This window comes from Cyanobacterium sp. T60_A2020_053, assembly GCA_015272165.1.
Classification (GTDB): domain Bacteria; phylum Cyanobacteriota; class Cyanobacteriia; order Cyanobacteriales; family Cyanobacteriaceae; genus Cyanobacterium.
This window is the reverse complement of record JACYMF010000098.1, coordinates 34,841-58,846: the sequence shown is the minus strand read 5'-3', so window position 1 is coordinate 58,846 and position 24,006 is coordinate 34,841. Positions and strand designations below refer to the sequence as shown.

At 35.2% G+C, this 24,006-nt stretch carries 23 protein-coding genes and 3 pseudogenes; 14 read left to right on the top strand and 12 right to left on the bottom strand.

The genetic code is table 11. The features are described from left to right. Positions 1-44 precede the first annotated feature (44 nt). The 12 genes and pseudogenes from IGQ45_13255 to IGQ45_13200 all read right to left on the bottom strand — a co-directional run bounded on the left by IGQ45_13255 (position 45) and on the right by IGQ45_13200 (position 9,860). Positions 45-1,810, bottom strand: a pseudogene (locus IGQ45_13255) (ABC transporter ATP-binding protein). Between the two features lie 95 nt (positions 1,811-1,905). Further along, a complete protein-coding gene (locus IGQ45_13250; protein ID MBF2058144.1) occupies positions 1,906-2,358 on the bottom strand; it encodes a hypothetical protein in 453 nt (150 codons plus the stop codon). After that, positions 2,358-2,597 (bottom strand): hypothetical protein, encoded by a 240-nt coding sequence (locus tag IGQ45_13245; GenBank protein ID MBF2058143.1) that lies wholly within the window; start codon positions 2,595-2,597, stop codon positions 2,358-2,360. Before IGQ45_13245 ends, IGQ45_13250 begins: the two co-directional genes overlap by 1 nt. A gap of 198 nt (positions 2,598-2,795) precedes the next feature. Continuing rightward, entirely contained in the window at positions 2,796-3,176 is a 381-nt protein-coding gene (locus IGQ45_13240) for a type II toxin-antitoxin system VapC family toxin (protein ID MBF2058142.1), read from the bottom strand. 237 nt (positions 3,177-3,413) lie between these two features. After that, positions 3,414-3,746: a DUF1636 family protein gene (locus IGQ45_13235; GenBank protein MBF2058141.1), complete on the bottom strand. Its 333-nt coding sequence runs from the start codon at positions 3,744-3,746 to the stop codon at positions 3,414-3,416. A 4-nt stretch (positions 3,747-3,750) separates the two neighbouring features. Next, positions 3,751-4,575, bottom strand: a complete 825-nt coding sequence (locus IGQ45_13230; protein ID MBF2058140.1) for an iron-siderophore ABC transporter substrate-binding protein — start codon at positions 4,573-4,575, stop codon at positions 3,751-3,753. 235 nt (positions 4,576-4,810) lie between these two features. Further along, entirely contained in the window at positions 4,811-6,343 is a 1,533-nt protein-coding gene (locus IGQ45_13225; GenBank protein MBF2058139.1) for a TonB-dependent siderophore receptor, read from the bottom strand. After that, positions 6,292-6,834, bottom strand: coding sequence for an AMIN domain-containing protein (locus tag IGQ45_13220; protein ID MBF2058138.1), 543 nt, complete (start codon positions 6,832-6,834; stop codon positions 6,292-6,294). Before IGQ45_13220 ends, IGQ45_13225 begins: the two co-directional genes overlap by 52 nt. 228 nt (positions 6,835-7,062) lie before the next feature. Next, entirely contained in the window at positions 7,063-7,209 is a 147-nt protein-coding gene (locus IGQ45_13215; GenBank protein MBF2058137.1) for a hypothetical protein, read from the bottom strand. A gap of 61 nt (positions 7,210-7,270) precedes the next feature. After that, on the bottom strand, positions 7,271-8,071 hold the full coding sequence (locus tag IGQ45_13210; protein ID MBF2058136.1) for an Rpn family recombination-promoting nuclease/putative transposase: 801 nt from the start codon (positions 8,069-8,071) through the stop codon (positions 7,271-7,273). Positions 8,072-8,105: 34 nt separating this feature from the next. Next, positions 8,106-9,143, bottom strand: coding sequence for an iron ABC transporter permease (locus IGQ45_13205; GenBank protein ID MBF2058135.1), 1,038 nt, complete (start codon positions 9,141-9,143; stop codon positions 8,106-8,108). Positions 9,144-9,149: 6 nt separating this feature from the next. After that, positions 9,150-9,860 (bottom strand): annotated as a pseudogene (locus IGQ45_13200) (iron ABC transporter permease). Here IGQ45_13200 and IGQ45_13195 point away from each other — a divergent pair. The 14 genes and pseudogenes from IGQ45_13195 to IGQ45_13130 all read left to right on the top strand — a co-directional run bounded on the left by IGQ45_13195 (position 9,859) and on the right by IGQ45_13130 (position 23,977). Continuing rightward, positions 9,859-10,620, top strand: a complete 762-nt coding sequence (locus IGQ45_13195; protein ID MBF2058134.1) for a TonB-dependent receptor — start codon at positions 9,859-9,861, stop codon at positions 10,618-10,620. The pseudogene IGQ45_13200 and the gene IGQ45_13195 sit on opposite strands and share 2 nt — an antisense overlap. 504 nt (positions 10,621-11,124) lie before the next feature. Next, complete coding sequence (locus tag IGQ45_13190; GenBank protein MBF2058133.1) at positions 11,125-12,165, top strand: iron-siderophore ABC transporter substrate-binding protein; 1,041 nt, start codon at positions 11,125-11,127, stop codon at positions 12,163-12,165. A gap of 118 nt (positions 12,166-12,283) precedes the next feature. After that, the gene (locus IGQ45_13185; protein ID MBF2058132.1) at positions 12,284-12,565 is read left to right on the top strand and encodes a hypothetical protein; all 282 of its coding nucleotides are present in this window, start codon (positions 12,284-12,286) and stop codon (positions 12,563-12,565) included. After that, entirely contained in the window at positions 12,565-12,921 is a 357-nt protein-coding gene (locus tag IGQ45_13180) for a hypothetical protein (protein MBF2058131.1), read from the top strand. Before IGQ45_13185 ends, IGQ45_13180 begins: the two co-directional genes overlap by 1 nt. Continuing rightward, positions 12,851-14,537: pseudogene (locus tag IGQ45_13175) on the top strand (TonB-dependent siderophore receptor). Before IGQ45_13180 ends, IGQ45_13175 begins: the two are co-directional and overlap by 71 nt. 143 nt (positions 14,538-14,680) lie before the next feature. Continuing rightward, on the top strand, positions 14,681-15,658 hold the full coding sequence (locus tag IGQ45_13170) for an iron-siderophore ABC transporter substrate-binding protein (GenBank protein ID MBF2058130.1): 978 nt from the start codon (positions 14,681-14,683) through the stop codon (positions 15,656-15,658). A gap of 8 nt (positions 15,659-15,666) precedes the next feature. After that, the gene (locus IGQ45_13165; protein MBF2058129.1) at positions 15,667-16,047 is read left to right on the top strand and encodes a DUF1636 domain-containing protein; all 381 of its coding nucleotides are present in this window, start codon (positions 15,667-15,669) and stop codon (positions 16,045-16,047) included. 220 nt (positions 16,048-16,267) lie between these two features. Next, positions 16,268-17,551, top strand: coding sequence for an MFS transporter (locus IGQ45_13160; protein ID MBF2058128.1), 1,284 nt, complete (start codon positions 16,268-16,270; stop codon positions 17,549-17,551). A gap of 162 nt (positions 17,552-17,713) precedes the next feature. After that, entirely contained in the window at positions 17,714-18,706 is a 993-nt protein-coding gene (locus tag IGQ45_13155) for a sucrase ferredoxin (protein MBF2058127.1), read from the top strand. Between the two features lie 52 nt (positions 18,707-18,758). After that, positions 18,759-19,754 carry a helix-turn-helix transcriptional regulator gene (locus tag IGQ45_13150; protein ID MBF2058126.1) on the top strand — a complete coding sequence of 332 codons (996 nt, stop codon included), beginning with the start codon at positions 18,759-18,761 and terminating at the stop codon, positions 19,752-19,754. Between the two features lie 511 nt (positions 19,755-20,265). Beyond that, on the top strand, positions 20,266-21,087 hold the full coding sequence (locus IGQ45_13145; GenBank protein ID MBF2058125.1) for an ABC transporter substrate-binding protein: 822 nt from the start codon (positions 20,266-20,268) through the stop codon (positions 21,085-21,087). A gap of 3 nt (positions 21,088-21,090) precedes the next feature. Beyond that, positions 21,091-21,855 (top strand): hypothetical protein, encoded by a 765-nt coding sequence (locus tag IGQ45_13140; protein ID MBF2058124.1) that lies wholly within the window; start codon positions 21,091-21,093, stop codon positions 21,853-21,855. A 291-nt stretch (positions 21,856-22,146) separates the two neighbouring features. Continuing rightward, positions 22,147-23,064, top strand: coding sequence for a cyanoexosortase B (crtB, locus tag IGQ45_13135; protein ID MBF2058123.1), 918 nt, complete (start codon positions 22,147-22,149; stop codon positions 23,062-23,064). Between the two features lies 1 nt (position 23,065). Next, positions 23,066-23,977: a cyanoexosortase B system-associated protein gene (locus tag IGQ45_13130; GenBank protein ID MBF2058122.1), complete on the top strand. Its 912-nt coding sequence runs from the start codon at positions 23,066-23,068 to the stop codon at positions 23,975-23,977. Positions 23,978-24,006: the final 29 nt, after the last annotated feature.

Sequence of the window (24,006 nt, the reverse complement as noted above, 5' to 3'; positions counted from 1 at the left end):
TAAACTCCTTGTTGGTAGAAACGGTAAGTTAAATGCGTCTTAGCTTACAAGCCAGATTGCACTGTCCAAAGATGATGATAAATCCCTTGTAATGCCAATAATTCTTCATGTTTTCCTTGCTCTACAATTTGCCCTTTATCCATGACATAAATGCGATCGCAATTCCTGATAGTAGAAAGACGATGCGCGATGGCAATAGTTGTTCTATCTTTAGTAATTACTTGTAAAGATTTTTGGATAGCGCCCTCCGTTTCATTATCCACTGCTGAAGTAGCTTCATCTAAGATTAAAATAGGGGGATTTTAAGAATAGCTCGGGCGATGGCAATGCGCTGTCTTTGCCCTCCTGAGAGCTTTTGCCCTCTTTCACCCACAATGGTATCGTATCCTTGGGGTAACTGTAAGATAAATTCATGGATTTGTGCTAACTTGGCAGAATCGATAATTTCCTCCTGAGTAGCATCAAAACTACCATAGGCAATATTTTCCCCTACCTTACCATGAAATAAAAATACGTCCTGACTTACCCAACCGATACATCGTCGCAATTCCCCTACTTGTAACTCTTGAATATCAATACCATCAATCAAAATTTGTCCTTGTTGCACTTCATAAAACCTCAGCAATAGTTTAACTAAGGTACTTTTTCCCGAACCTGTTGCCCCCACAATGCCGATATTTACCCCCGATGGAATATGTAATGATAAATCTTTGAGAACATTAGTGTAATTGTTATAGGCAAAAGTAATATTATCAATTTTCACCTCTCCTCGTGCCGTTGTTAATGGTAAGGAATGATTCCCCGTAGGAATGGCAATGGGGGTATCTAGCAAATTCATCACCCTTTTAATGGAAGCCATAGCCCGTTGATATTGATCCATGATCGCACTCAAAGTAGCAAAAGGCCACAGTAATTGTTGTACTATAAACACCATAAAACCATAAGTTCCTACCGTTAACTGATTATTTGCCACCGCAACCCCACCAAAAAACAAAGTAGCGATAAAACCCGTCACTACCACCAAACGAATTAAGGGGAAAAAAGCGGCACTAAGCGCGATTGCACGGCGGTTACTACGGCGATAGGCTTCACTTTCACATGAGACACGTTCTCGTTCGTAATTTTCGGCAGTAAAACTTTTAATAGTGGCAATCCCTGACAGATTATTGGCTAAACGGCTATTAATCAATCCAGCTTTGTCTCGTACATCGGCATAACGGGGAGCGAGTCTTTTTTGAAATGCTAATGATCCCCATAAGATAAAGGGTATAGGTAAAATGGCTAACCATGCCACTTTTGGAGCTATCAGTATAAATGAACCACCTACTACTAAAACTGTGGTGATAAATTGCAAGATACTCGCCGCCCCAGAATCGAGAAATCTCTCTAATTGGTTGATGTCGTCGTTTAAAATTGAGAGCAATGTCCCTGTTGAGCGTTCTTCAAAGTAGTTTAGTTCTAATTCTTGTAAGTGGCTATAGGCAGAAAGCCTTAGTTCGTGTTGCAAAGTTTGAGCAAGGTTGCGCCAAAGACGATCGTAAATAAACTCCGATACTGATTCTAGTGTCCAAATCAGTAAAGTTAAGAAGGATAAAATTGCCAATTGTCCAATAATGTCAGTAATACCAAATTTAGCTATAAGAGAATCATCTTGTTCTACTACTACATCCACTGCTACCCCAATTAAATAGGATGGTGCGAGGTCAAAAATTTTATTGAGAATAGTGGCAATAGTGGCGATCGTAATTTGATTTTGATAGTTTTTGCTGTATTTTAATAGTCTGAAAAGAGGATGATTTTTTGATGTCATAAAAAAATTAATTAGTAGTTAAAGTTTAAACTCTAGTTTTAAAATCATCAGTTGCACTTCAGTTTTTTCTGAAACTTAAAGCAAATGTTTATTAATTAAAAATATTTATTAATAAATTCAATAGGAGTTAAACATTCAAAATCAGCAATAGATTTAATTAAGCCTCGATTTGATGAAATAAAACAATCACATAAACCTAATTTAGCTGTTAAGTAAATTTCTACATCTTCTGTAGGAATAATGTTTTCCGAGACAATTTTTGACGATAATTCACGCCACCTAGAGTCAACATCAACGTAATGAAAATTTAATCTTGACCAAATTAAACCAATGGCAAAACCTGCTTTATCTTTATTCCATAAATACTTGCCTACACGCCTAACTTGGTCTATAACTTCATGGGATAAAATAATTTCAGCAGTAATTTTAGTATCTTCTTTAGCAAAATATCCTATGGCTTTTAATATTTGAGCTTCTGAAGAATCTGCATCTTGAATACCAATGATATAAATATTTGTATCAAGACATAAACGCCGAAGATTAAACATTACTTAATTCTTCCTTTTTCTTCAAGCATTTCTAATTTAACTTGTTGAATTAAGTCCATAATTTTCTCCCTAGAATCATAACCGTTTTCCTTTCCTAATTGGCACATAATTTCAAATTCATCTACTTCTTGGTTTTGTTTTACGATGATTAAATCAACTTCTCCATCGGTGATTTCTAATGGAGTTTTTATCTTTAATTCACCTTGTTTAATTTCGCCTTTTACTTGAATCATTTTCATATATTTATTTTTTATTACATTGATTATTTTGTTTCTATAATACTATTTCTACCTTCTATCAATATTTCCTAGGAGTTGAATAATATTCAATCCTTAGAAAGCTTTAGCCCTAAAATGTTAAGTGTTTGTTGCCTCAACCCAACCTACAAAGGCGAAATTTGGGCAAAAATAAAAGTGTTTTTCGAGTCATCAAGAAAATTATAATGATCGAATTTGAACGGTATTAACATTGATTTCTGTGACTTTTGTTAGTTGAATATCATTACTAAGCAAAACTGCATCACAAGTCAAAGCAGTAGAGCAAATAATGGCATCAGGTAACTTTAACCGATACTGTTTACGAAGCCTAATTGCCGTATTCTTCAATTCTTCATGCAAATCAATGACTGTCACCTGTGATAAAAATTGTCGAATTCTTAATTCTTCTGCTTTGTCAAGTCCTGGATAAGAAAGCATTTCCATTTCGCTGATCACAGACAAGTAAAATTCCCCAACAGGTAGGGGATTTAGCAATACTCCACCTAAAAGATACAAGACAATATTTGTATCTAAGACATATTTTGTAATTATCACGTCCATTCATTCCGAATTTGATGCTGAAATGAAAGCGGATCTTGACTAACTTGAATGGTACCAGCAAAGCAATTTAGATCAACGACTTGAGGAGAATAGTGAGAACTTTTCTTTTCTAGTTGTTCCTTTAACCAGTTCTGCTCTTCTAGTGATAATGTCAATATCATTTGTTTAATTGATTGTACGAGTTGAATGTTCATTGAGAGTAGCGATTGAGAATGGATACTATAAATTATACTGCGTTCACCTACTCCTCCCTTCTGGTGTAAAGTGGCCAAACTGAAGTAGGGCAGAGGCGGTTTCATTGGTTGGTAACCTTGTGAATAGGTAGGCTTCGACGTGAACGCTCAGCTGAACGGTGGGTTTATCTGCACTAGCCACAGATACAACGCAACCACGATCGCACGCCCATAAACAGCCGATCGATCGAATTTCCATCTCATCATTGAGGAATTTTGAATGGTATAAAGTTTGAATTTTATCAAGGAAAATATCACCATCAAAAGGTGGATTTTCAGGGCGTTGTTCTGATGAACGATGACAAGATTTACAGACGAATAAAGTATGTTTAGTCATAATTTTAAGGAGTATTTACAAGGTATTTATAGAGATCATCAATGACGGCATCAGCCGCCAGCAGGTTTGAACCAATCCAAGTCAGGGTATTCACGTAATATACTTGTCTACTTTTGACAGCTTTAAGGTTTCTTGCCAAAGGAGAGTCAAGGATCTCTTCAAAGCTTTCATCTTCACCTTCTTTTAAGGTTGCTACAAAAAGTATATCGCCATCTATCATCTCCAGATTTTCTAGAGAATTAATAAAAATACTTCCTGTTGGAGTACCTATGTTTTGCGATTCTGGCCTCTCTAGTCCAACATCCTCAAGAATAGAACCAATAAATGAGTTGCTCGCATTCAAAAAAAATCCCGAAGGTAAATATGGAAAAACAACAGACACTGTTTTATTTTTGTATTGATCACCTAAAGCAACCTTTAGCTCATTAACTCGTTGATGATAGTGCTTCCAGGCTTGCTCCGCTTCTTCTTCCTTTCCTAATGCTTTAGCGACAACTTCAAACTGTTCTCGCCAACCAGATGAACCGTGCCAAGGGACGATTACCGTAGGGCTAATTTCAGCTAATAGTGGATAAATTGTCTGAATATTTTGCCAAGCCAGAATTAAGTCAGGCTTAACCATCAATATTCTCTCTAAATTAGGTTCATTTTGAGAACCCAATGGTTGTATGCCTCCCACTTGATTTTGTAAGTATTCAGGAAATGGATTCTGTATATCATCTACACTACTGGCAATTGGTTTAACACCTAACACTAATGCATTTCCTAAAGTGCCATGAAAAACAGTAGCAACACGCTGAGGATTTTTGGGGACACACGTTTCCCCCATTGTGTGTTTTACCATTCGACAGTCAGTACCAAAGGATAATCGACTAACATTGGTTGGAGTATTTATAGATTGGTTACCGCCATTTTGAGTGAAAATAATAGCTAGACCAACAAATACAAACAGTATAATTAAATTACAAATTCTCTTGAGCATAGGGAAAATCCAAATTTTTGGAAAGAGTCACTATCGGATTAGATTTAGGATAACTGCCAAAATGGGTTAAGCTAAAATTGCATCAAAGCCGCCAGGAAACGGTTGCTTGTATTTCAAAGGGCGCACCAGGGAACACCCGATTGATGTTAAACGCTGATTCATAATATTCAATGTTGAAAAGGTTCCTGAAGTTTAGACCTGCTCGGAAGCGATCGCGCTCATAGAAAATAGCAGCATCTGTACGAAGGTAGCTAGGAAGCTGAAAAGTATTAGCTAAATCTCCTTGACGTTCTCCTTGGTAAAATAGCCCTAAACCAAATCCTAAGCCCTTTAGATCACCCTCTTGAAACTTGTATGTTGTCCAGAGGTTAAAGCTGTTTTCGGGGACCCCATTGATGCGATTGCCGACGGGAAAACTGTTGTCTTTGGCAACACGAGCATCGGTGTAGGCATAGCCTGCAACAACGTTCCATCCTGGCAAAATTTCACCTGCAATGTTCAATTCAATGCCTCGGCTCTTTTGTTCGCCCACTTGGATTGTCCGCAGTGGATTGCTTGGATATTCGGTTCGGATATTGGTTCGAGCTTGATCGTAAAATGCTAAAGTTGCCGAGATATTATTGGTTATATCTGCTTTAACTCCCACTTCATACAACGTACCGCGCTTAGGCTGGGATATGGTTCCATCTTCAAATACATTGGTAACTGGTGTGAAAGAGCGTCCATAGGCAGCATAGAGAGAAATTTCAGGAATGGGTTGGTAGACTAAGCCAACTCTGGGGCTGAAAACTTCTTGTTGGGCAGAACCATCAGTGGGGTAATTATTGACAATACGCTGATTGGCAATGTCAAATCGACCTCCTAAAAGCACCTTGAAGTTATCTGTTAGAGAAATTTGATCCTGAATGTAAAAACCATAGGCATTTGAACTAGATTCTCCTTCGAAACGAAAGCTAGACGGTGCTCCAAACGGTTGACCATAAACAGGATTGAAAATATCTATAGGAGCCAAGTCAAAGCCCGAACCAGGAGATTCGATCGATTTTTGGTCTGTTCGAGCATAATTAAACCCAGCGAGTAACTGATGTTGAATACTGCCTGTAGCAAATTTACCGACAAGGTAGTTGTCAAAAGTGATATTTCTAGCATCGATTGGACTTATGTTAGCCCCCCGTCTCATATTCCGATTGTCCGCTTCTAGCCCAAGGGGGAATACGATTATCCTGTCCTGTTCGAGCCAAGCAATATCGAAAACGCTACGCATCTGCCAATTGTCATTAAATTTGTGTTCAAGGTCATATCCGATTCGGAACGACTTCACATTATCTCTGTCAAAAGGTTCACTCAAGTTGGTACTTAAGCGGACTTTGCCATTAGGGTTAGGCAAGAACGTCCCCCTTGCTGGAAGTCCCATTTGTCCATAGGAGCCAGAAATATTGATGTATTCAGCAGATAGCTTTAGGTTGGTGTTGTCGCTAATCTGCCAAGAGATTGAAGGCGCAATAGTAAACTGTCTTCGATCAAAATTGTCAAGAAAACTTCCTGTGTTTTTTCCAACAAAGTTCAAACGATAAAGTACCTTTTTATCATCAGTGAGCGGACCAGTAAGGTCGATCGCACCTCTATAAGTATCAAAGCTTCCTGCCCTTCTTGGGTTGCCACAATTTCAATTTCTACCTCGGAAGTGGCCGTATCTCCAGCCGTCAACCCCAATACTAAATTAGTTTCAGAAGGGATAACCTGAGCCGTTGGTATTCCTGTTGTACCCGTGACGGTAATTCTGATAGATTTGGAATCAAAGGAAGTCGCCCTAATTTCTGTGATGTCGTTACTGGGGTTTTCTACCCTAAACTCCTCTGCTAAAATCCCATCTAAAACCTCAATAACGAGGGTATTTTCTTCAGAATAGATTAATGGTTGTAAACTTGTGGGGGTGTCGGTTTCAAGGATAATTTGTAATCCCGTTTCTGATGGTTCTATGCTAATACCCCTGATTTGTATTACATTTTGACTTAAAAGTAACTGTGCTTCTTGAGAAACAGATTCAATCTCACTTAACCTAAGCGCCTTATTTTCCGATTCCTCACTTTGAGCGGGGGTAGCCATAAAAGCTATTATGAAGCCCGATACTAAAAAATGTTGGGAATACTTGTTTAATTTCATCTAGCTAACTGCAACTCCTCACAATAATTGAACAGTATTAAGAAAGTTTCTTAATTAGGCTGACATTGTTCTTATGATAAGGAATTGATGGTTTTTTTTGAACGCTAGAGGGATTTATCTTGCGAAATTACTTTTTTTTCTCCCGCAAAGTCGCAAAGGAGATGGTATTCATTAAACAACTAAGCCATGAATCAGCATAATTGCGATCATATTTTTTCTGCCACAAATAAATCGACGGAGTATTTCGAGAGTAAGATTTTTGATGATTTCAGTTTGTTGATAACCGAGGGTGATTTCTCTTGCTGATAATTGTGTCATTGATTATTGAGTGTTATCTTGCTGATTTTCTTTTTTTGGTGGGCATTACCCACCCCATTTTTTATATTTCATTGATTAAATTTTGTGCTAACTCCTCCACAGAGTCTTGAGGTAAACCAGTAAACATAACGACTTGGGCAATGGTCATTTGATTCCTGAGCAAATTTTGGGCTATTTCTATTTTTGCTTCGAGTTTACCTTCAAGTTTGCCTTCGAGTTTACCTTCAAGTTTACCTTCTCGGAGTATTTCTTGATAAATTACAGATTCTCGCATAATGTCACTCCTTAATATCTGTTTGATAGTTGTTTCGTTTAAGACTAATCCAGCCAGAATGCTTGATATTGCCAACAAATTATTTTTTGTCGTGGTATCCGATTGTTGTTTGATAGTTTGAGCTATCTGAGTTAATACTATTTTAGGATTTTCTACTTCACATAGCACCGCTAGAGGTAATAAACCTAACTGATTCATCAATAATTCTGGCGGTTGCTCCCAAAGTCTAATGACATCAAATTCATGGTAAGTTTTTTCTAGGCGAAAATTATTTTGTTGTGTTAATTCGGAGCTTGTTTTTCGCAAGTAAATAACTACTTGTTTCATCTGCTTTTGGGGATAACGGCGATATACTCTCAATCGATAATCAATCATCCGAAATGCCATTGTTTCATCAGCGCCCGTCTGAAATTCCAAATGCAAAACGAGGTTTTCTGATTGTAATAAAATGAGAGAATCTGCCCGAATGGGTTGCAATGATAATTCTGTGGGTTTCAATTCTGTTAAAGTCACTTTATAGCCTAATAACCATTGGGCAAAGTCTTCGCTATAGTTTTCTGCTAAAAATTTGCAAACATTATCAAACATGGATTTTCTGGAAAATATTTATACTAATTTGATATTAACGAGACTTAGAGAGTAAAAAGAGGAAATAAGGCGCACCAATAACTGCCGTAATAATACCGCAAGGTAACTCAATGGGAGTAAAGAAAAAGCGCCCTCCCACGTCAGCCGAAACCACTAATAAAGCACCAATAAGCGCAGAAACAGGAATTAAACCTTGATGGGTATTACCCACCAAAAAACGGGCAATATGAGGCGCAATTAAACCGACAAAACCAATACTTCCAGCAATGGCAACACTCGCACTAGATAAAGCTACACTGGTAATCAATAAAATTACTTGCACTTTTTGTAAAGATAACCCCAAACCAAGGCTAAGATTTTCCCCCAAATGAAGGCTGTTTAACTCCTTACTCATTAGCCAAGTAATTACCGTTAAAACCACCAGCCAAGGCAACAAAATTAATACTTGCTCATTGGTTTTGCCATAAACACTTCCAGCTAACCATACCAAAGCCTGAGAAACGCTATTAATCTCTCCAAAAGTAACCACAATATTAGTGATAGCAGAAACAATAAAATTAAAACCAATACCCACCAACACTAAACGAATTACCGAATTTTCCCCCTGCCATGCCACCAAATAAATAGCGATTGCCACCATTAACCCCCCCAAAAAAGCTGAAATTGGTAAAAGGGCAATAGGTAAACTAGGAAAAACCACAATACATAACACCGCCGTCAAACTTGCCCCAGCATTAATGCCGATAATACTAGGATCAGCTAAAGGATTACGGGTGATAGTTTGCATAATACAACCTGCCATAGCCAATCCCATGCCCACGAGGAGGGCGCTGAGAGTGCGCGGTAGCCGTAAAGTATTGATAATAAATTGATGATCAGAATTACTATCTAATCCCAACAAGGTTTTAACTACTGCTAGAGGGGGAATAAAATACTCTCCCTGGACGATACTTACTGTTACCATAATGATTAAACTAATCATTAAAATTAACAATATTTTTGGTAATCGAGCATCTAACCATAACGAAAAAGGCGGTTTTTGAGAACGAATTACTAGCCAAGGACTTTTCATAATAAATTAACGAGTAATAGTTTTCCAACGGATTAGATAAATGAAGAAGGGCGCACCCAAAATCGGTAAAATCAAACCCACAGGCACTTCTTGCGGTTGAATGATGACTCTTGCCAAAATATCAGCATTAAGTAACAAAACAGCGCCCCCCACCATAGCAAAAGGTAGTATCCAACGATAATCATTCCCCACTAACAGACGCACCAAATGAGGCATCACCACACCAATAAAACCGATAGGTCCAGCAATAGCCACACTAGCACCAGCCAGAAGAATTACCGCCACCATAGCCAACACCTTAACCAATAAAGTATCTTGCCCTAATCCCTTCGCCGTATCTTCTCCCAAGCTAAGAATCGTAATCTGTCGAGACAACAATAAAGCCAAAATCGAACCCACCACAAAATAAGGGAAAATTTGCGTAACTAAACTTATATCTCTCCCAGCAATACCACCAGCTAACCAAAAACGGATTTCTTCCAACGTGCGCTGGTTAATAATTAAAATCCCACTGGTAAAAGAAGAAGTAAAAACCGTCATAGCCGAACCAGCTAAAGTTAAACTGAGAGGAGATAAACCCTGCTTGCTCAAAGAAGCAAAAAAATAAACCAACAGCGCACTCCCCCCAGCGCCCACAAAAGCAAATAAAGCATAAGTAGTCAAACTAGCATTACTCAATAATACAGAAATCAAAATAATTAGTATTTATGCACCCATAGATTATTTTGATAAATTTGTCATAGAAGAAAAAACAATTTCTGAACCATTACAAAAACTATTCAATGGAGATAATACATCCAAATTTCATTTTCCACTAGGGAAAAATACTCCAGAAATGCTAACGACATTACATCAAATTTATCAATTTAACAATGATTGGAGTTTAAATCACGGTTTTCGCTACAAAGCACAAAACTACCAAGTCAATACTGTACTACCTTTCAATTTTAATGAAGTTACAGGAGATTTAACTCGCTTTTTTGCCAATCGGGCTTTTCGTTCTGATGATTATAGTATTAATACAAGTGTAGTTGGTGAATTTGAGACAGGAAATATTAAACACCAGTTAGTGACAGGAATTGACTTTAATTTTAATCGTTTCGACGATCAAATCACTAAAATAAATACTTCTATACCAACAACAGTAAATATCTTTAATCCCATTTACGGTGATCATAGTTTCGGATTATGGAGTAGTTATCAAATTCAACAAGGAGATTTAGAGGGTTTGGGTTTAGGTTTAGGTTTTAATTATGTGGGGAAGCGCGCTGGGGATTTAGATAACAGTTTTTATGTTGATGGTTACTTTATCACTAATATGGCAATTTTTTATGAAAAAAATGATTGGCGTGTGGGTTTAAACATCAATAATTTATTTAACACTGAATATATTAGCAGTACCAACAATGCTCGTTTATTTGGTAATTCTCCGGGGCAACCTTTTTCTGTAATTGGTTCAGTTTCTGTCAAATTTTAAGCTACTGCTAAAAGAGATTTTTTAACCTCTACGGGTAACTCAATTAGAGAAAAATAAGTGGCAGGAGGGGAGGTGGCAGGTAAAATGCTTATAAATCAAGGATTTTCACCAAAAAGTAACTTTTGATAAGTTAAACATACTGCGAATTGATAGTTTTTCATAACTTTAGTCGGAATTAATATCAGGTCCGCTTGATCAGCCGAAGGCTGCCGCTGCGCGATCAGTTACAAATCAATTAAAAACAATCTTAGTTCAATTTATTGAACGAGATACTACTAGCCGTGTAATTCATTACACGGTGGGTAAAATGCGAAGATATAACCTATTTATAACGAATTATCCGAACTTGATATAACTCACTTTTTTGGTAATGAAATTTATTTCATTGTCCGGTAATGATTTTTTACAATAAGTCCCTTTGCAATAAATTTACAAAGCTAATAGCAAAAGTCTGCTAAAGCGACTAACAAATGACATTTTTTTATCAAAATTAAAATGATTTATCTGAAAGATTTTAAGTATTTTTTAGTAATAATAATCAGCTTTTTATTATTTTCTTGTAATAAAAGTATTGATAATTCTATCTCTGATAATAATATTGATGATTGCCGTGAAATTAGCCATAAAATGGGTACAACTAAAGTATGTGGCGAACCAAAACGAATTATAGCATTAGGTCCTAACGTTTTAGAACATCTTGTTGCCTTAGAAATTCAACCTGTAGCTTTTGCAGATCAAGTTAATTTTTCTAGCCAAGATTATACCAATCCGGCTCAACAAATGCCTTATCTGGGAAACTATATCAATGGTTCAATGATTAATGTTGGTCTTGCTTATAGTCCTAATTTGGAAAGTATTTTAAAGGTTAAACCTGACTTGATTTTAGGTATTGAAAGTAATAATGCTCAACAGTATGAAAATTTATCGAAAATTGCACCAACGATTATAGGGGATTGGGCGCAACCGGAAGAAACAATGAAGGCGATCGCTCAAGGGGTTAATCGTGAAACTCAAGCACAAGAGATATTAGAGATCAATGAGAAGAAAATTGCGGAGGCAAAAATAGAATTTGCGCCCGTTGTCAATAAATTCCCCAAAATGCTGTTGTTAAGGGCTACAGGGGTGCAAGAGTTTGTTTCTGATAATGATAGGGGATTATGTAGTTCTTTGGTGAAGGATTTAGGGTTTGAATTAATCTCGCCACCAAATTCTGATCCATCTCAGCCTAATAGTTTAACCACGATTTCATTGGAAGTGTTACCCCAATTAGAAAAAGCTGATTTAATCTTGTTGTTGGGTTATGACTTTACTCGTTTAGAAACTCTTAAGGATATGGATAATTTTGGACAACATCAGGTGACTAATTTACAACAGGAATGGTCAAAAAATGCTATTACTCAATCTCTCCAAGCAAGTCAAGAAGGAAATGTTTTTTATCTCCCTGCTTACTTATGTTTTGGTTTGACGGGCGCTATTGGCACTGAATTATATTTGCAAGAGTTAAAGCAACAATTACTCCCGTCGGTTGGGTTAGCAATAGCATAAGCCAACAAAACTTACAGATAATTTAGAAAATTGATCATGTTGGGTTTCATTCTTCAACCCAACCTACAGTTTTATTTATAAAATATTGATTTTTGTGGGCAATGGTCACCCTACAAATGTGAAAACTTTTATTATTCTTTGGTTAGGGCAATTATTTTCCTCCGTGGGTAGTGCCATGACTTACTTTACTCTTACTCTGTGGGTGTGGCAAAAAACCGAGTCAGCTAGTGCCATAGCTTTTATTTTGGTTTTTTATCAATTACCTCAACTTATCATTGTAGTCGAGGTCTTTTTGTTGGTTTTTTGGGGACTGGTGTTAGTATGCTTGTGGTGGCTTTGGTTACTATGCCTAGTTTGTGGATTTTGTTTCGATTTACTTGGTTATTTTATCATCCTCTAATGATTAGTTCTTATATGGCGATATGGTATGCTAAAATTCCTTTGTCGTTGCAGGGTAGGGTGATGGGCGCTGATTATTTTATCGGTATTGTCGTGGCGACGGGCGCTGGTTTAACTGCTGGTGTGTTAGCAGATGTAGTGGAGGCACTTCGTGATCAATTTTTTGAACTTTGGCTACAATCTCCGTTTTTATTAGGACAACCTAAAATAATTACTGATAGTGGAAAGTTAGTTATTGACTTCACCGCAGTAATAACGGCGGAAGATGAAACCTTGATTAATCCTCATGAAAACATCAAAGAAATCAAGTGTGGAAGTTTTGAAAGGTCCAGCCTCTGTATTATACGGCGCGGCTGAACCGGGAGGTATTATTAATTTAACCTCTAAAAAGCCCTTAGATCGTGAATTTGCAGAAATATCCCTCACCGCTGGTAGTTTTGATACTTATAAGGGCGCTGTGGATGTCAGTGGACCTTTAAATGAAGATAAAACTGTTAAATATCGTCTTAATTTAGCTTATAAAACCTATGGTAGTTTCCGAGACTTTGTTGATGGTAGAACTTTGTTTATTTCTCCTAGTTTAACATGGGATATTACCCCCAAAACCTCCGTTAATTTTTATGCTCAATATTTTGATATTAGCGAAACTAATGATGAGGGTATTCCCGTGTCAGACAATGGCATTATACCGTTACCAAGAAATCGCTTTTTAGGGGAAGATTTTGCCGAATTTAGTCAAGGTCAATTTACTATTGGTTACAATTTTAACCATGAATTTGATGATAATTTGAAATTACGCCATCAATTATAATCCCCTTCGGTATATTCCCTTTTTTGATGATTTTGCCAATGAATCTACAGGGGATTTACCAAGGTTGGCTTATGCCGCTGACGGGCGCTATAATCGCTTTTTTAGTGATGTACAATTAGAAAGTAAATTCACCACAGGAAATATTAATCATAAACTATTATTAGGAGTAGAATATCAAAGTTTATCCGAACGTCCGGGCTTCCAATTTAGTGACTCTTATCCTAGTATTAATATTTTTGACCCAATTTATACAGCAGTGCCTTATGACATCGAAAATGAATTTTTTCGAGATGATTTTGTTAATCGTTTTGCTATTTATGTACAAGATCAAATTGATTTTAGCGATAATTTAATTTTCTTGGGCGGAGTGCGCTATGATCATGCCTATCAATTTCGTACTGCTGGTTTTGTGGGTGAGCCACGTAATGAGTTTGAACAAAGTGACAGTAAGATTTCTCCTCGTTTTGGTTTAGTTTATAAACCTCTGCCAAACGTCTCTTTATACACATCTTATACCAGTTCATTTAATCCTACTTTTGCAGCAAGTCGTCATGGAGACGATTCTAGTTTCGCTCCTGAAACGGGACAACAATGGGAGTTAGGAGTTAAAGCTGATTTATTAGATAGATTGAGTGTTACAGCTGCTGTTTTTGATATTAAAAAGCAAAATATTGTTACGGGAGATCCTAGTGATCCTGCTTTTAGTATTCAAACGGGAGAGCAAACCAGCCGAGGGTTTGAAGTGTTTGCGAATGGAGAAATCATGCCTGGATGGAATATAACAGGAGGGTTTAGTCATCTAAATGCTTTTGTTAATCGGGATAATGACGGGTTAGAGGGTAGAACTTTGGATAATGCCCCTTCTAATCAATTTAGCTTATGGACTACCTACGAAATTCAACAGGGGAATTATAAAGGTTTAGGCTTTGGTTTAGGTTTATTTTATGTCGGAGAAAGACAAGCTACTTTATTTGAGCCTCTTTATACTGTACCTAGTTATTTCCGTACGGATTTAGCTCTATTTTATAAGCAAGATAATTGGGATGCACAAATTAATATCGAAAACTTATTTGATACTAATTATTTTGAGTCAGGAGAGTTTTTCGGCGCGCGCCCGGACGCACCTTTCAACATTTCTGGTAAAGTTTCTTGGCGCTTTTAACTCAATGTGCGTAATAAAATATTAAAGTTCGTAGGGGTTGAATAATATTCAACCCACACAAGGCTTTATTTCTTTAAGAAGTATAATCATACTCTAATTTGAAATAACTTTGTTGGGGGTCAATTTATTCAATCTGTTAAAAAATTTATGCTGAAAAATATGGATTACTATTAACTTTAACTTTGCTTATTTTTGGTTGCCAAAGTCAAAATATAGAAAACAAAAATATATCTTTATCTCAAGAAAATTGTCTCGAAATTGAACACAGTCAAGGAAAAACTTGTATTCCCAAAAATTGGCAAACAGTGGTAACTCTTGATTCTGTAACCGCAGAAAATTTAATTGCTTTAGGTATTAAGCCAGTTGGCACAACATTTTCTAGTCTTTCTCAACACTTTGAAGATGAGTTAATTAATGTAACTAATATTGGTGAAATTGGTGAACCTAATTTAGAAAAAATTTTACAACTAAAGCCAGACTTAATAGTAGGAATAGACAGCAATGAAAATATTTATAATCAATTATCGCAAATAGCGCCCACCGTCCTAGTTAAATTTAATCATAGTGGTGAATGGCGAGAAGTTTTTAAAAATTTTAGTATCTTGATTAATAAAGAAGAATTATGGCAAAAATCTATAACTGATTATGAAAATCGCTTAGTAGAATTTAAGCAAAAAATGGGTAATAATTTAGCAGAAATAGAAGTTTCTGTGGTGAGAATTTATCCTGATAGTATTAATCTTTATTTGCGTGATTCTTTTGCAGGGACTATTCTAACAGATGCTGGTTTATCACGTCCAGAAAGTCAGAATATCGGTGCAGAAGAAGCCCAAAAAATAACAGGTAATCCTATTCAAATGAAGATTAGTAAAGAGGCATTAAATCAAGCTGATGGCGATGTGATTTTTATTTGGACAGGAGAAAATGATCCACAAATTAACGCAGAATTACAGCAAAAAATTATCGAATTACAAAAAGACCCACTTTGGCAAAATTTAAAAGCTGTTAAAAATGGTCGAGTTTATCAAGTGCCTAGCTATTGGATCGGCTCAGGTCCTCTGGCAGCTAATCTAATTTTAGATGATTTATTTAAGTATTTAGTACCTTTAGAAAATAAATAGTAAATATTATGAAAAAAGATAAATTATTCATTTGTAAGTCTTGTCAAGTATCATCAAATCAAGAAAATTTAGAGGGAAAATCAGGAGGTTATTATCTTTATAAGAATTTGCTTAAAAATGCTGAAAAATCGTCAGTAGAAATAGTTAAAAGTGGTTGTTTATGGACTTGTGGTCAACCTTGTACGGTGTCATTTTTAGCTAATAATAAATATACTTATCATTTTGTTAATATTCCACCTTTAGATGAAAATTATCATCAAGCTCTATTAGAATTTGGAGAATTATATACAGATAGTGAAAACGGTTATATTTTACCTGCAAAAGTACCAGAAATTTTACAAGAAAAATTATTAGTCAGAATCCCTGCTGTTAATACTTATTCTTCATAGTATAAAATACTAATTACTTTTTTTCTGCTTTTAATAAAAGTTATGGTGGGCAATGCCCACCCTACAAAGATAATAATTTACAGCGCATTTCAAATGAATAAACCACGTTTTTTGTTTCTCGCAGAGGCGCAAAGACGCAAAGATAATATTTGTAATAATCCAAAGTGTGGTTTAAGGAAATGAAAACTGCTGTAAGCAATTTTCACGAGATTACAATTAAGTGGATAAACCAAAAAATCTCAACACATTTTTAATTTTATGGGTAGGTATTACCCTATCAACTATTGGCTCACAAATGACTAATTTTGCTGTGACATTGTGGGCTTGGGAAGCTACAGAAAAAGCAACGCCTTTGGCTTTAATTGTCTTTTTTGTGCAAACTCCGCGCATTATTGCTTCACTTTTTGCGGGGGTAATTGTTGATAGTTATAACCGCAAATATTTAATGATGCTGGGGGATAGTATTGCTGGTGTTTCTACAATCATTATTTTATATTTATTAGTTACTGATAATTTACAAATTTGGCATTTATATTTTACGGGCGCTATTAATGGTTTATTTAGCTATTTTCAAGACTTAGCTTTTTCTACTTCTATGGCGATGATTGTACCAAAAAAAGACTATACTAGGGCAACGGTGATGGAAGATTATTTGACTTATTCAGCTGGAGAAATTTTAGCTCCTTTTTTAGCTACTTTTTTTTATTATCGTAGTGGTTTAAGTAGTGTTTTAATCATTGATTTAATAACATTCTTGATAGCAATTTTTACTGTTATCATTGTAAAAATACCCCAGCCGAAAAAAGAATTTAATCACTATGAAAGTTTACCACAAAGATTAAGTTTTGGTTTTCGTTATATTTTTAATCATCCTAGTTTATTGGCTCTTTTATTATTTCTTTTAACTGCTAATTTTTTTAGTAATATTGCTTGGGGAATTTTTCCAGCGATGATTTTAGCCAGAAGTAATAACTCAGGGGAAGTTTTGGCTTTGGTGCAGGGGGCGCTAGGTGTTGGCGGTGTGGTTGGTGGTATTATTTTTACTTTGTGGCGTGGTTTTAAAAATAGGGTAAATGGTTTATTACTTGGTAATATTTTAACAGAATTTAGTAGTTTTTGTTTGGCTTTATTTAATGTTCCTGCTTGGTGGATGTTGTCAGGATTTTTTATGTCTTTTTTCTCTCCTTTAATTGGTAGTTCTAATCAATCAATTTGGTTATCAAAAGTTGATCCTTCTTTTCAAGGAAGAGTTTTTGCTTCTCGTTATTTCATCGCTCAGGTTATGTCACCATTTGGCTTATTGATTTCAGGTTTATTAGCTGATAATTTTTTTGAACCTTTATTTAATAATTCTAATATTTTAAGCCCTATCTTTGGCACGGCGGAGGGCGCTGGTATGGCTTTTCAATATACTATATTTTCTTTTTTAGGTATTATTATTACTATTGTTTTTTGGCAATTAGATATATCTAAAAATTTAGAAAAAAATGTGCCTGATATATAATTTTAAATGAGACGCTATTGTCTCTTTGAAAAAGCTATTCACCTAGAAAAGCAATGAAGTATCTTCGGACTGTTCATAATCTGTTATAATTCTTATTGATAATTTTTCTTAAAAGTTTGATCTTAATGATCAGATTCAAAATAAAGTTTCTCAAACAAATTTATGTTATTAGAATCACCCTTCAATGTAAATGATTGTCAATTTTGTAATCTTATCTCCCAAAACAATGGAGAAGACCCATTAGGTAGTGCAGGATGTTATGATCGATGGCTAATAATAGAATTACCCCAACCATGGGAAGCAAAATTTTGGACGAGTAGGGAAGAATTAAAACCCTTTGTTTCTTTCATATCTGAGTTAATGTCTCAGGGAAAATTAAACAAATTTCGTCCTTTAGCCATCGCATCTGATAAAATGTATTCTCAACAAGGATTAACTAGGGTGATTCACTACCAGCGCCCTTCACCGTTATTTAATAACCTAGAGAAAAAAGAATATTTGCTACCCCTTGACAAAATCAATGACTTAGCGATTAGCTTAATTACCTCATCGAATCTTGATCAATTTGAAGAATATCAACAAAACTCGGATTATATCAGAGAAATATTAGTTTGCACCCATGGTAACGTGGATATAGCCTGTAGTCGCTTTGGCTATCCTGTTTACGAAAAATTAAGAAAAGAATATAGTAATAATAACTTAAGAATATGGCGCTGTAGTCATATTGGTGGACATCGTTTTGCACCAACTTTAATTGATTTCCCTAGCGGTAGATATTGGGGACATTTAAACTTAGAAATTTTAAATACTTTAGTTAATAATTCCGAAGATATTAACAAATTGCGTCCTTATTATCGGGGATGGAGTGGAGTTAGTTATTTAGAGCAAATTTTAGAAGCTAAATTGTGGCAAGAAATTGGCGGAAAATGGTTAACTTATCCTAAAACTGGTCGAGTTATTTCTCAAGAAATAGTAAAAAATCAAGAAGAAGATGAACCAAATTGGGCAGAAGTAGAAATAAGTTATTGTGACTTAAAAAGTGAAAAAGTTATCACTCGTCAAGGAAGATTAGAAGTGACGAAAGAGATCATGACAGTGGGGCAATCAGGAAAGAAAGAGTTATTTTCTACTAAGCAATACCGAGTTATTAATTAATTATTCACTTCTGAATAAAATCTTTTTTTACTTACTCAATTATCCTTTATTTATGACTATTAAATTTGATAATACCGAATTAAAAAATCTATCACGACAATACACTCTTAACACTAATCCTGACTTAATTAAAGATAAGTGCGATCGCACTTTTTTAGCTCCTGAATGGCTAGGAAAAGGCTATAAAAGAGAAATCATACTACGAAATGGAATTTCCATCGTAATCCATGATTATCAACTATATGAAAACGTCATTATCGATAGTCGAGGAAATATAGAAGAAACCCTAGAAATTGCCTTTAAATTAAGTTTACCCCAATATATTCCACCTAATATTAACACCAATTTTAAAGAAGGATTTTGTTATGTAATTGAAAAAAATAATGAGGGGGATATATGGCAAGAATTAGCTAATACTCCCTCTAAAGCAGTGGATATACATTTAAGTCAATCTTTATTAGACTCATTAATTAATGAGTATGGTGATAACTTTCCAGAGGATTTAAAACCCTTTTTTTATGGGGATAATACTTTACCTATTTCCACACCGCAAATCATTATACCTTCCATGAAAATGGTTATTTTACAAATGCTTAATTGTCCTTTTTATGGTTTGACAAAAAACTTGTATTTAGAAGCTAAAGTCTTAGAATTAATCGCTTTAAAACTTGAATATTTATCAAATCAAAATCAAGTAAAAACAATAAACAAAATTAAACTGAATCAAATAGATAGAGAAGCAATTTACCAAGCAGAAAAAATATTAATTAATAATTATCAAAATCCACCATCTTTAACAGAATTAGCTCATCAAGTGGGATTAAATGCCCGTAAATTAAAAGAAGGATTTAAAGAAATTTTTAACAATACAGTATTTGGTCATTTATATTATTATCGGATGAATATGGCTCAAAATTTACTAAAACAGCAGAAAAATGTGGCTATAGTTGCCGAAAATGTTGGTTACAATAGTGCCACTTCTTTTAATGCCGCCTTTCAAAAATTATTCGGAGTAAATCCCAAAACCTTTCAATTAGCCCATCGTTAAAAATTTTTGTTTAGCATTTTACTTTATGAATTAGGAAATAAATATAGCGTTTTTCATAATGATGAGGTACGTTGATTATTCTCAAGTCCCCCTTATTAAGCAGGGCGTTTTCATTCTCAAAAATATTAGTTTCTCAAACTAGCTAATAGTCTGAAATTCAGAGGTTTTTAACTACTATAGCAATCCTAAATGAGTCATGAGAATATTATCCCCCTTAACCCCTTTTTAATAAAGAGAAAACTTAGTTTCAATTTCTCACAAATGATTTAGGACTGCTATAATAAATCAATTAATAGTAAAAAATCCTCCTGTCTCCCTGTCAACCTGTCTTCTTGTCAAAAACAAATCAATTTTGATCCTGACTTTGAAAACACCCTGCTTTTTAAGGGGGATTTAGGGGATCGTTTTGTATCTCATAAGGCTGATAATTGCTATATCTTATCTTAAAGAATTAAAATATTTTTTAATATCCTCCAATACTATTTCTCTTGATACGTTTTTTGGGAAAGAATTGTTCCATCTTTATTTAAAGAGTTATTTTGGTTTTGAAAAAGAAAAAAAAATCACTAATGTAAAAGAAATTGACCCTATTTTAGGAAATTTAATTACCACTGAGCCTTATAATTTAGGTAGTGCAAATAATCCTTCTTTAGAAGTCTTAGCAAAGATAAAACCAGACTTAATCTTAGGGGAAACTCGCAATCAAAATCAATACGAATTTTTATCGAAAATTGCCCCTACTTTGTTATTTAAAGATCGCACCATTAAGGGCAAATGGCAAGAGGATTTAATGACTTTAGCTACAGCTTTAAACGAAAAGGAAAAAGCTCAAACAATTCTCGATGATTATGAAAATCAATTAAATCAAACAAAAGCAGATTTTAAAGATGTTATTAATAATAAAAATAAAGTACTGATTTTAGCAGGAAATGGCTTGAATGATAATTTATTTATCCTTAGTCAAAATAGTGATTTAGCTAGTATTTTCAATCAATTAGGTTTTGAGATAATAACAATCCCCCATGATGATGATAATGTTGGGGTGAGTGCGCCGATTTCTTTAGAAAGTTTACCGGAATTAGCCAAACAAGCGGACTGGATTTTTATTCTTGGCTATAATGCGGATGTGAAAAATAAAAGCAATGCTGAGATTATAGCGAATCAAACAGCGCCCTTCAAACAAGATTGGCAGGAAAATTCTTTAACAAAATCTTTACCAGCGACTATCAATAATCAAGTTTATTTTGCTAACTATGGTTTATGGAATGGCTTAAATGGTGCGATCGCCACTAAATATATTTTAGAAGAATTAAGGGAGTTTATTCTAAACTAAATTATGAGGAAATTTTTAACTATTTGGATAGGTCAATTATTGTCAACCATTGGCAGTAATATGACTAATTTTGCCCAAATCGTTAGGGCATGGGAAAAAACAGGCACAGCTACCGCCTTAGCTTTTATTTCCTTTGCTTTTCTTGCCCCAACCTTAATTACAGGGTTGTTTACTGGCATTATTCTTGATATTGGCGAAAGTATTTTTAAACCGTTAATTCTTTCTCGCACCGATGGAAATACAATTATTCTGGGTAGTATTAGCACGGCGGCAGGAATTGGGGGGGTTATCGGTGGGTTAATTATTATTTTTTGGGGAGAATTTAAAAATAATTTTCGAGGTTTCGTCTTGGGGATGATGGGCGCTGGAATTTGTAAATTTATCTTTGGTTTTGGTCAATCTACACTAATTTGGATACCGTTACAGTTTTGTTCTAGTTTAAATTTTCCCTTGATTTATAGCTCTCTTCAAGCTCTTTATTTAAGTAAAATTAATACTAATTTACTAGGAAGAATTTTTGCTTTTAGCAGTTGGTTGCGATTGGGAGTAGGTGCAATTTCTGCTTTACTAGGGGGGATTTTAGCTGATCAAATTTTTGAACCTTTGATGATGACAAATAATATTTTAACCCCAATTTTTGGCACGGGGTCGGGCGCTGGTATGGGTTTTCAATATAGTTTATTTTCCGCTTTTGGTATTTTTATTAGTATAATTTTCTGGAACTCAAAAAATTTAAGCGATTTGGAGAAAAATCTACCTGATATATAGCATATAGCAATACTAAATCGGTTCTGGCAATTAAGTTAGTTAAAAAGGCGACAGGTAACAGGGGTGATACTTTCAAGACTTTTTAATAGTAAATAGCAATTAACAAATCATGGGAAAACGATCCTTCCTATGCCTTAAAAAAGGGGAAGTTCATTACAAATTCTCATAAATAATGGGGAATTGTTATAGTTTCTAAAATTATATTTCTCCTCATAAGTACTGTATGTAAAAAAATTATTCTTGAGATAATTTAGGCTAAAATTAAAACACCTCAAACTATAGACAATAATCATGGAATTAGTTAACCAATTTTCTCCTCATAAACAGGGAAATAAATTTAATTATTTAATTTTGGCAATTTTAGCGGTGATGTATGCACCAGTGTTATGGCATTGGTATGATGGGTGGTTAAATAAAAGTATTGGCATTGAGCATGAATACTTTAGTCATGGCTTAATTGGTATTCCTTTCGCTAGTTACTTAGTTTGGCTAAAAAGAAAACCATGGCAAAAATTATCCTATCAATTTAATTATCTTGGGTTATTTGTAGTGGCTTTAGCTGGAGTATTTTTTCTCACAGGGGTGAGTGAATTTGTTAATTTTTCTTTCACTCTCATGATTATTGGTTTAACTTATTTCCTTAAAGGTAAACAAGGATTAAAATTATTTTGGTTTCCGTTATTACTGATTATCTTAGCTGTGCCTAACTCCATACCCTATTTGATTACTCCTTACACTCTGTGGTTACAAAAAATTATTGCTGGAATTTCGGGTTTTATTCTCTTTCATTTGGGTTTTAATGTCACCGTCAACGGTATTTATGTGGCGGTTAACGGGCGCTTGGTGGAAGTAGCGCCCTACTGCGCAGGGTTAAAAATGCTTTTTACCACTTTATATGTGTCTTTAATTTTGCTTTATTGGCGAGATTTACTAAACCAGCGCCCGAAGCCGTTTATATTAATCATCATGGCAGTCATTACCAGTGTCATGGGTAACATCATTCGCAACACGATTCTAGCATTTTTTCATGGTGCCGGTTATGATGATTTATTTACATGGTTTCACGACAGTTGGGGGGGGGATGTATATTCAGCCTTAACTTTAGGGGTAATTTATTTGTGGGTTTTATGGTTAGAAACATGGCAGTTGACTCCTAGAGAAAATAACCATCAAGAAAGTGAAGTAGAGGAATTTAATTTTAAATTTTAAAATGTCAAAAGCAAAATTCACTTATCCCTTACCTGTTTTATTACTCTTAATATTGCTAGGATTATTAATCATTTTTGGTATTTTACCGGGCTACCTACAAGGGGGTAAATGGCAATGGTTAGAATTAGGCACTCCCAGTAATACCCCTCAATTAAATCGCCTTAGGCAAGAAGGAATCACTCTCACGGGTTGGGAAAAGGGTGAAGGGCGCCCCTTAAATTTAGGAGGTAAAACATGGCTGTGGCAAACTTTCACTCAAGGAAATACCACCATTGATGTCATTCTTCGCCCTCAACCTTACTACACAGATAAACCTAGCGTGGAATGGACCGATCTGCAAAATTTAGATATTAAAGCTAGTTATTGTTTAGAACAAATGTACGAAAAACTAAACGCACCAGCCGTCAATGTTTTTCCCGATAGTCAAGAGCCTAATTTGTTAGAGATAATTCGTCAAGAAGATGTCAGCAGAGATACCCTAGAGAAAATTATCAATTCTTTACCGTCATTATGTCATTCTGCTTTTGGTATCAATCGAACAGAAGGAAAAAATAGCTTAATTCCTAGGGTTGATCCCCAAAATTGGGATACTGATGCCCCCGAAACCTTCACTTTTACTAACGATGCAGGGAAAAATATTACAGTTTTACTACAAAGAGGATGGAACGAAAAACAAACCGTTGCGATGGTTAATTGGTATAGTTGGCACGGTGGGGGTAATTACCAACCAGAAAACTGGTTTTTTCATGACTTATTTGCTCAATTAAAACAACAGCGTGTAGGGTGGGTTGCTGTTAGTCTTCGGATTCCTCTGTCTCCTCTTGCTGAAATTACTCCGATTATTCCTCAGGCACAAACCCTCTCTAGGGAAGTACAACGGGCGCTGGAACAATCTTTACAGGATAACCGATAGGGTGGCGGGCGCCCACCACCATAAAGCAG

Coding starts and splice junctions, on each gene's coding strand:
- IGQ45_13250 (MBF2058144.1), bottom strand. CDS start 2,358: ATGTTTAATCTTCGGCGTTTATGTCTTGATACAAATATTTATATCATT.
- IGQ45_13245 (MBF2058143.1), bottom strand. CDS start 2,597: ATGAAAATGATTCAAGTAAAAGGCGAAATTAAACAAGGTGAATTAAAG.
- IGQ45_13240 (MBF2058142.1), bottom strand. CDS start 3,176: ATGGACGTGATAATTACAAAATATGTCTTAGATACAAATATTGTCTTG.
- IGQ45_13235 (MBF2058141.1), bottom strand. CDS start 3,746: ATGACTAAACATACTTTATTCGTCTGTAAATCTTGTCATCGTTCATCA.
- IGQ45_13230 (MBF2058140.1), bottom strand. CDS start 4,575: ATGGGGGAAACGTGTGTCCCCAAAAATCCTCAGCGTGTTGCTACTGTT.
- IGQ45_13220 (MBF2058138.1), bottom strand. CDS start 6,834: ATGGCTACCCCCGCTCAAAGTGAGGAATCGGAAAATAAGGCGCTTAGG.
- IGQ45_13215 (MBF2058137.1), bottom strand. CDS start 7,209: ATGACACAATTATCAGCAAGAGAAATCACCCTCGGTTATCAACAAACT.
- IGQ45_13210 (MBF2058136.1), bottom strand. CDS start 8,071: ATGTTTGATAATGTTTGCAAATTTTTAGCAGAAAACTATAGCGAAGAC.
- IGQ45_13205 (MBF2058135.1), bottom strand. CDS start 9,143: ATGAAAAGTCCTTGGCTAGTAATTCGTTCTCAAAAACCGCCTTTTTCG.
- IGQ45_13180 (MBF2058131.1), top strand. CDS start 12,565: ATGATTAGTTCTTATATGGCGATATGGTATGCTAAAATTCCTTTGTCG.
- IGQ45_13165 (MBF2058129.1), top strand. CDS start 15,667: ATGAAAAAAGATAAATTATTCATTTGTAAGTCTTGTCAAGTATCATCA.
- IGQ45_13155 (MBF2058127.1), top strand. CDS start 17,714: ATGTTATTAGAATCACCCTTCAATGTAAATGATTGTCAATTTTGTAAT.
- IGQ45_13150 (MBF2058126.1), top strand. CDS start 18,759: ATGACTATTAAATTTGATAATACCGAATTAAAAAATCTATCACGACAA.
- IGQ45_13140 (MBF2058124.1), top strand. CDS start 21,091: ATGAGGAAATTTTTAACTATTTGGATAGGTCAATTATTGTCAACCATT.
- crtB (MBF2058123.1), top strand. CDS start 22,147: ATGGAATTAGTTAACCAATTTTCTCCTCATAAACAGGGAAATAAATTT.
- IGQ45_13130 (MBF2058122.1), top strand. CDS start 23,066: ATGTCAAAAGCAAAATTCACTTATCCCTTACCTGTTTTATTACTCTTA.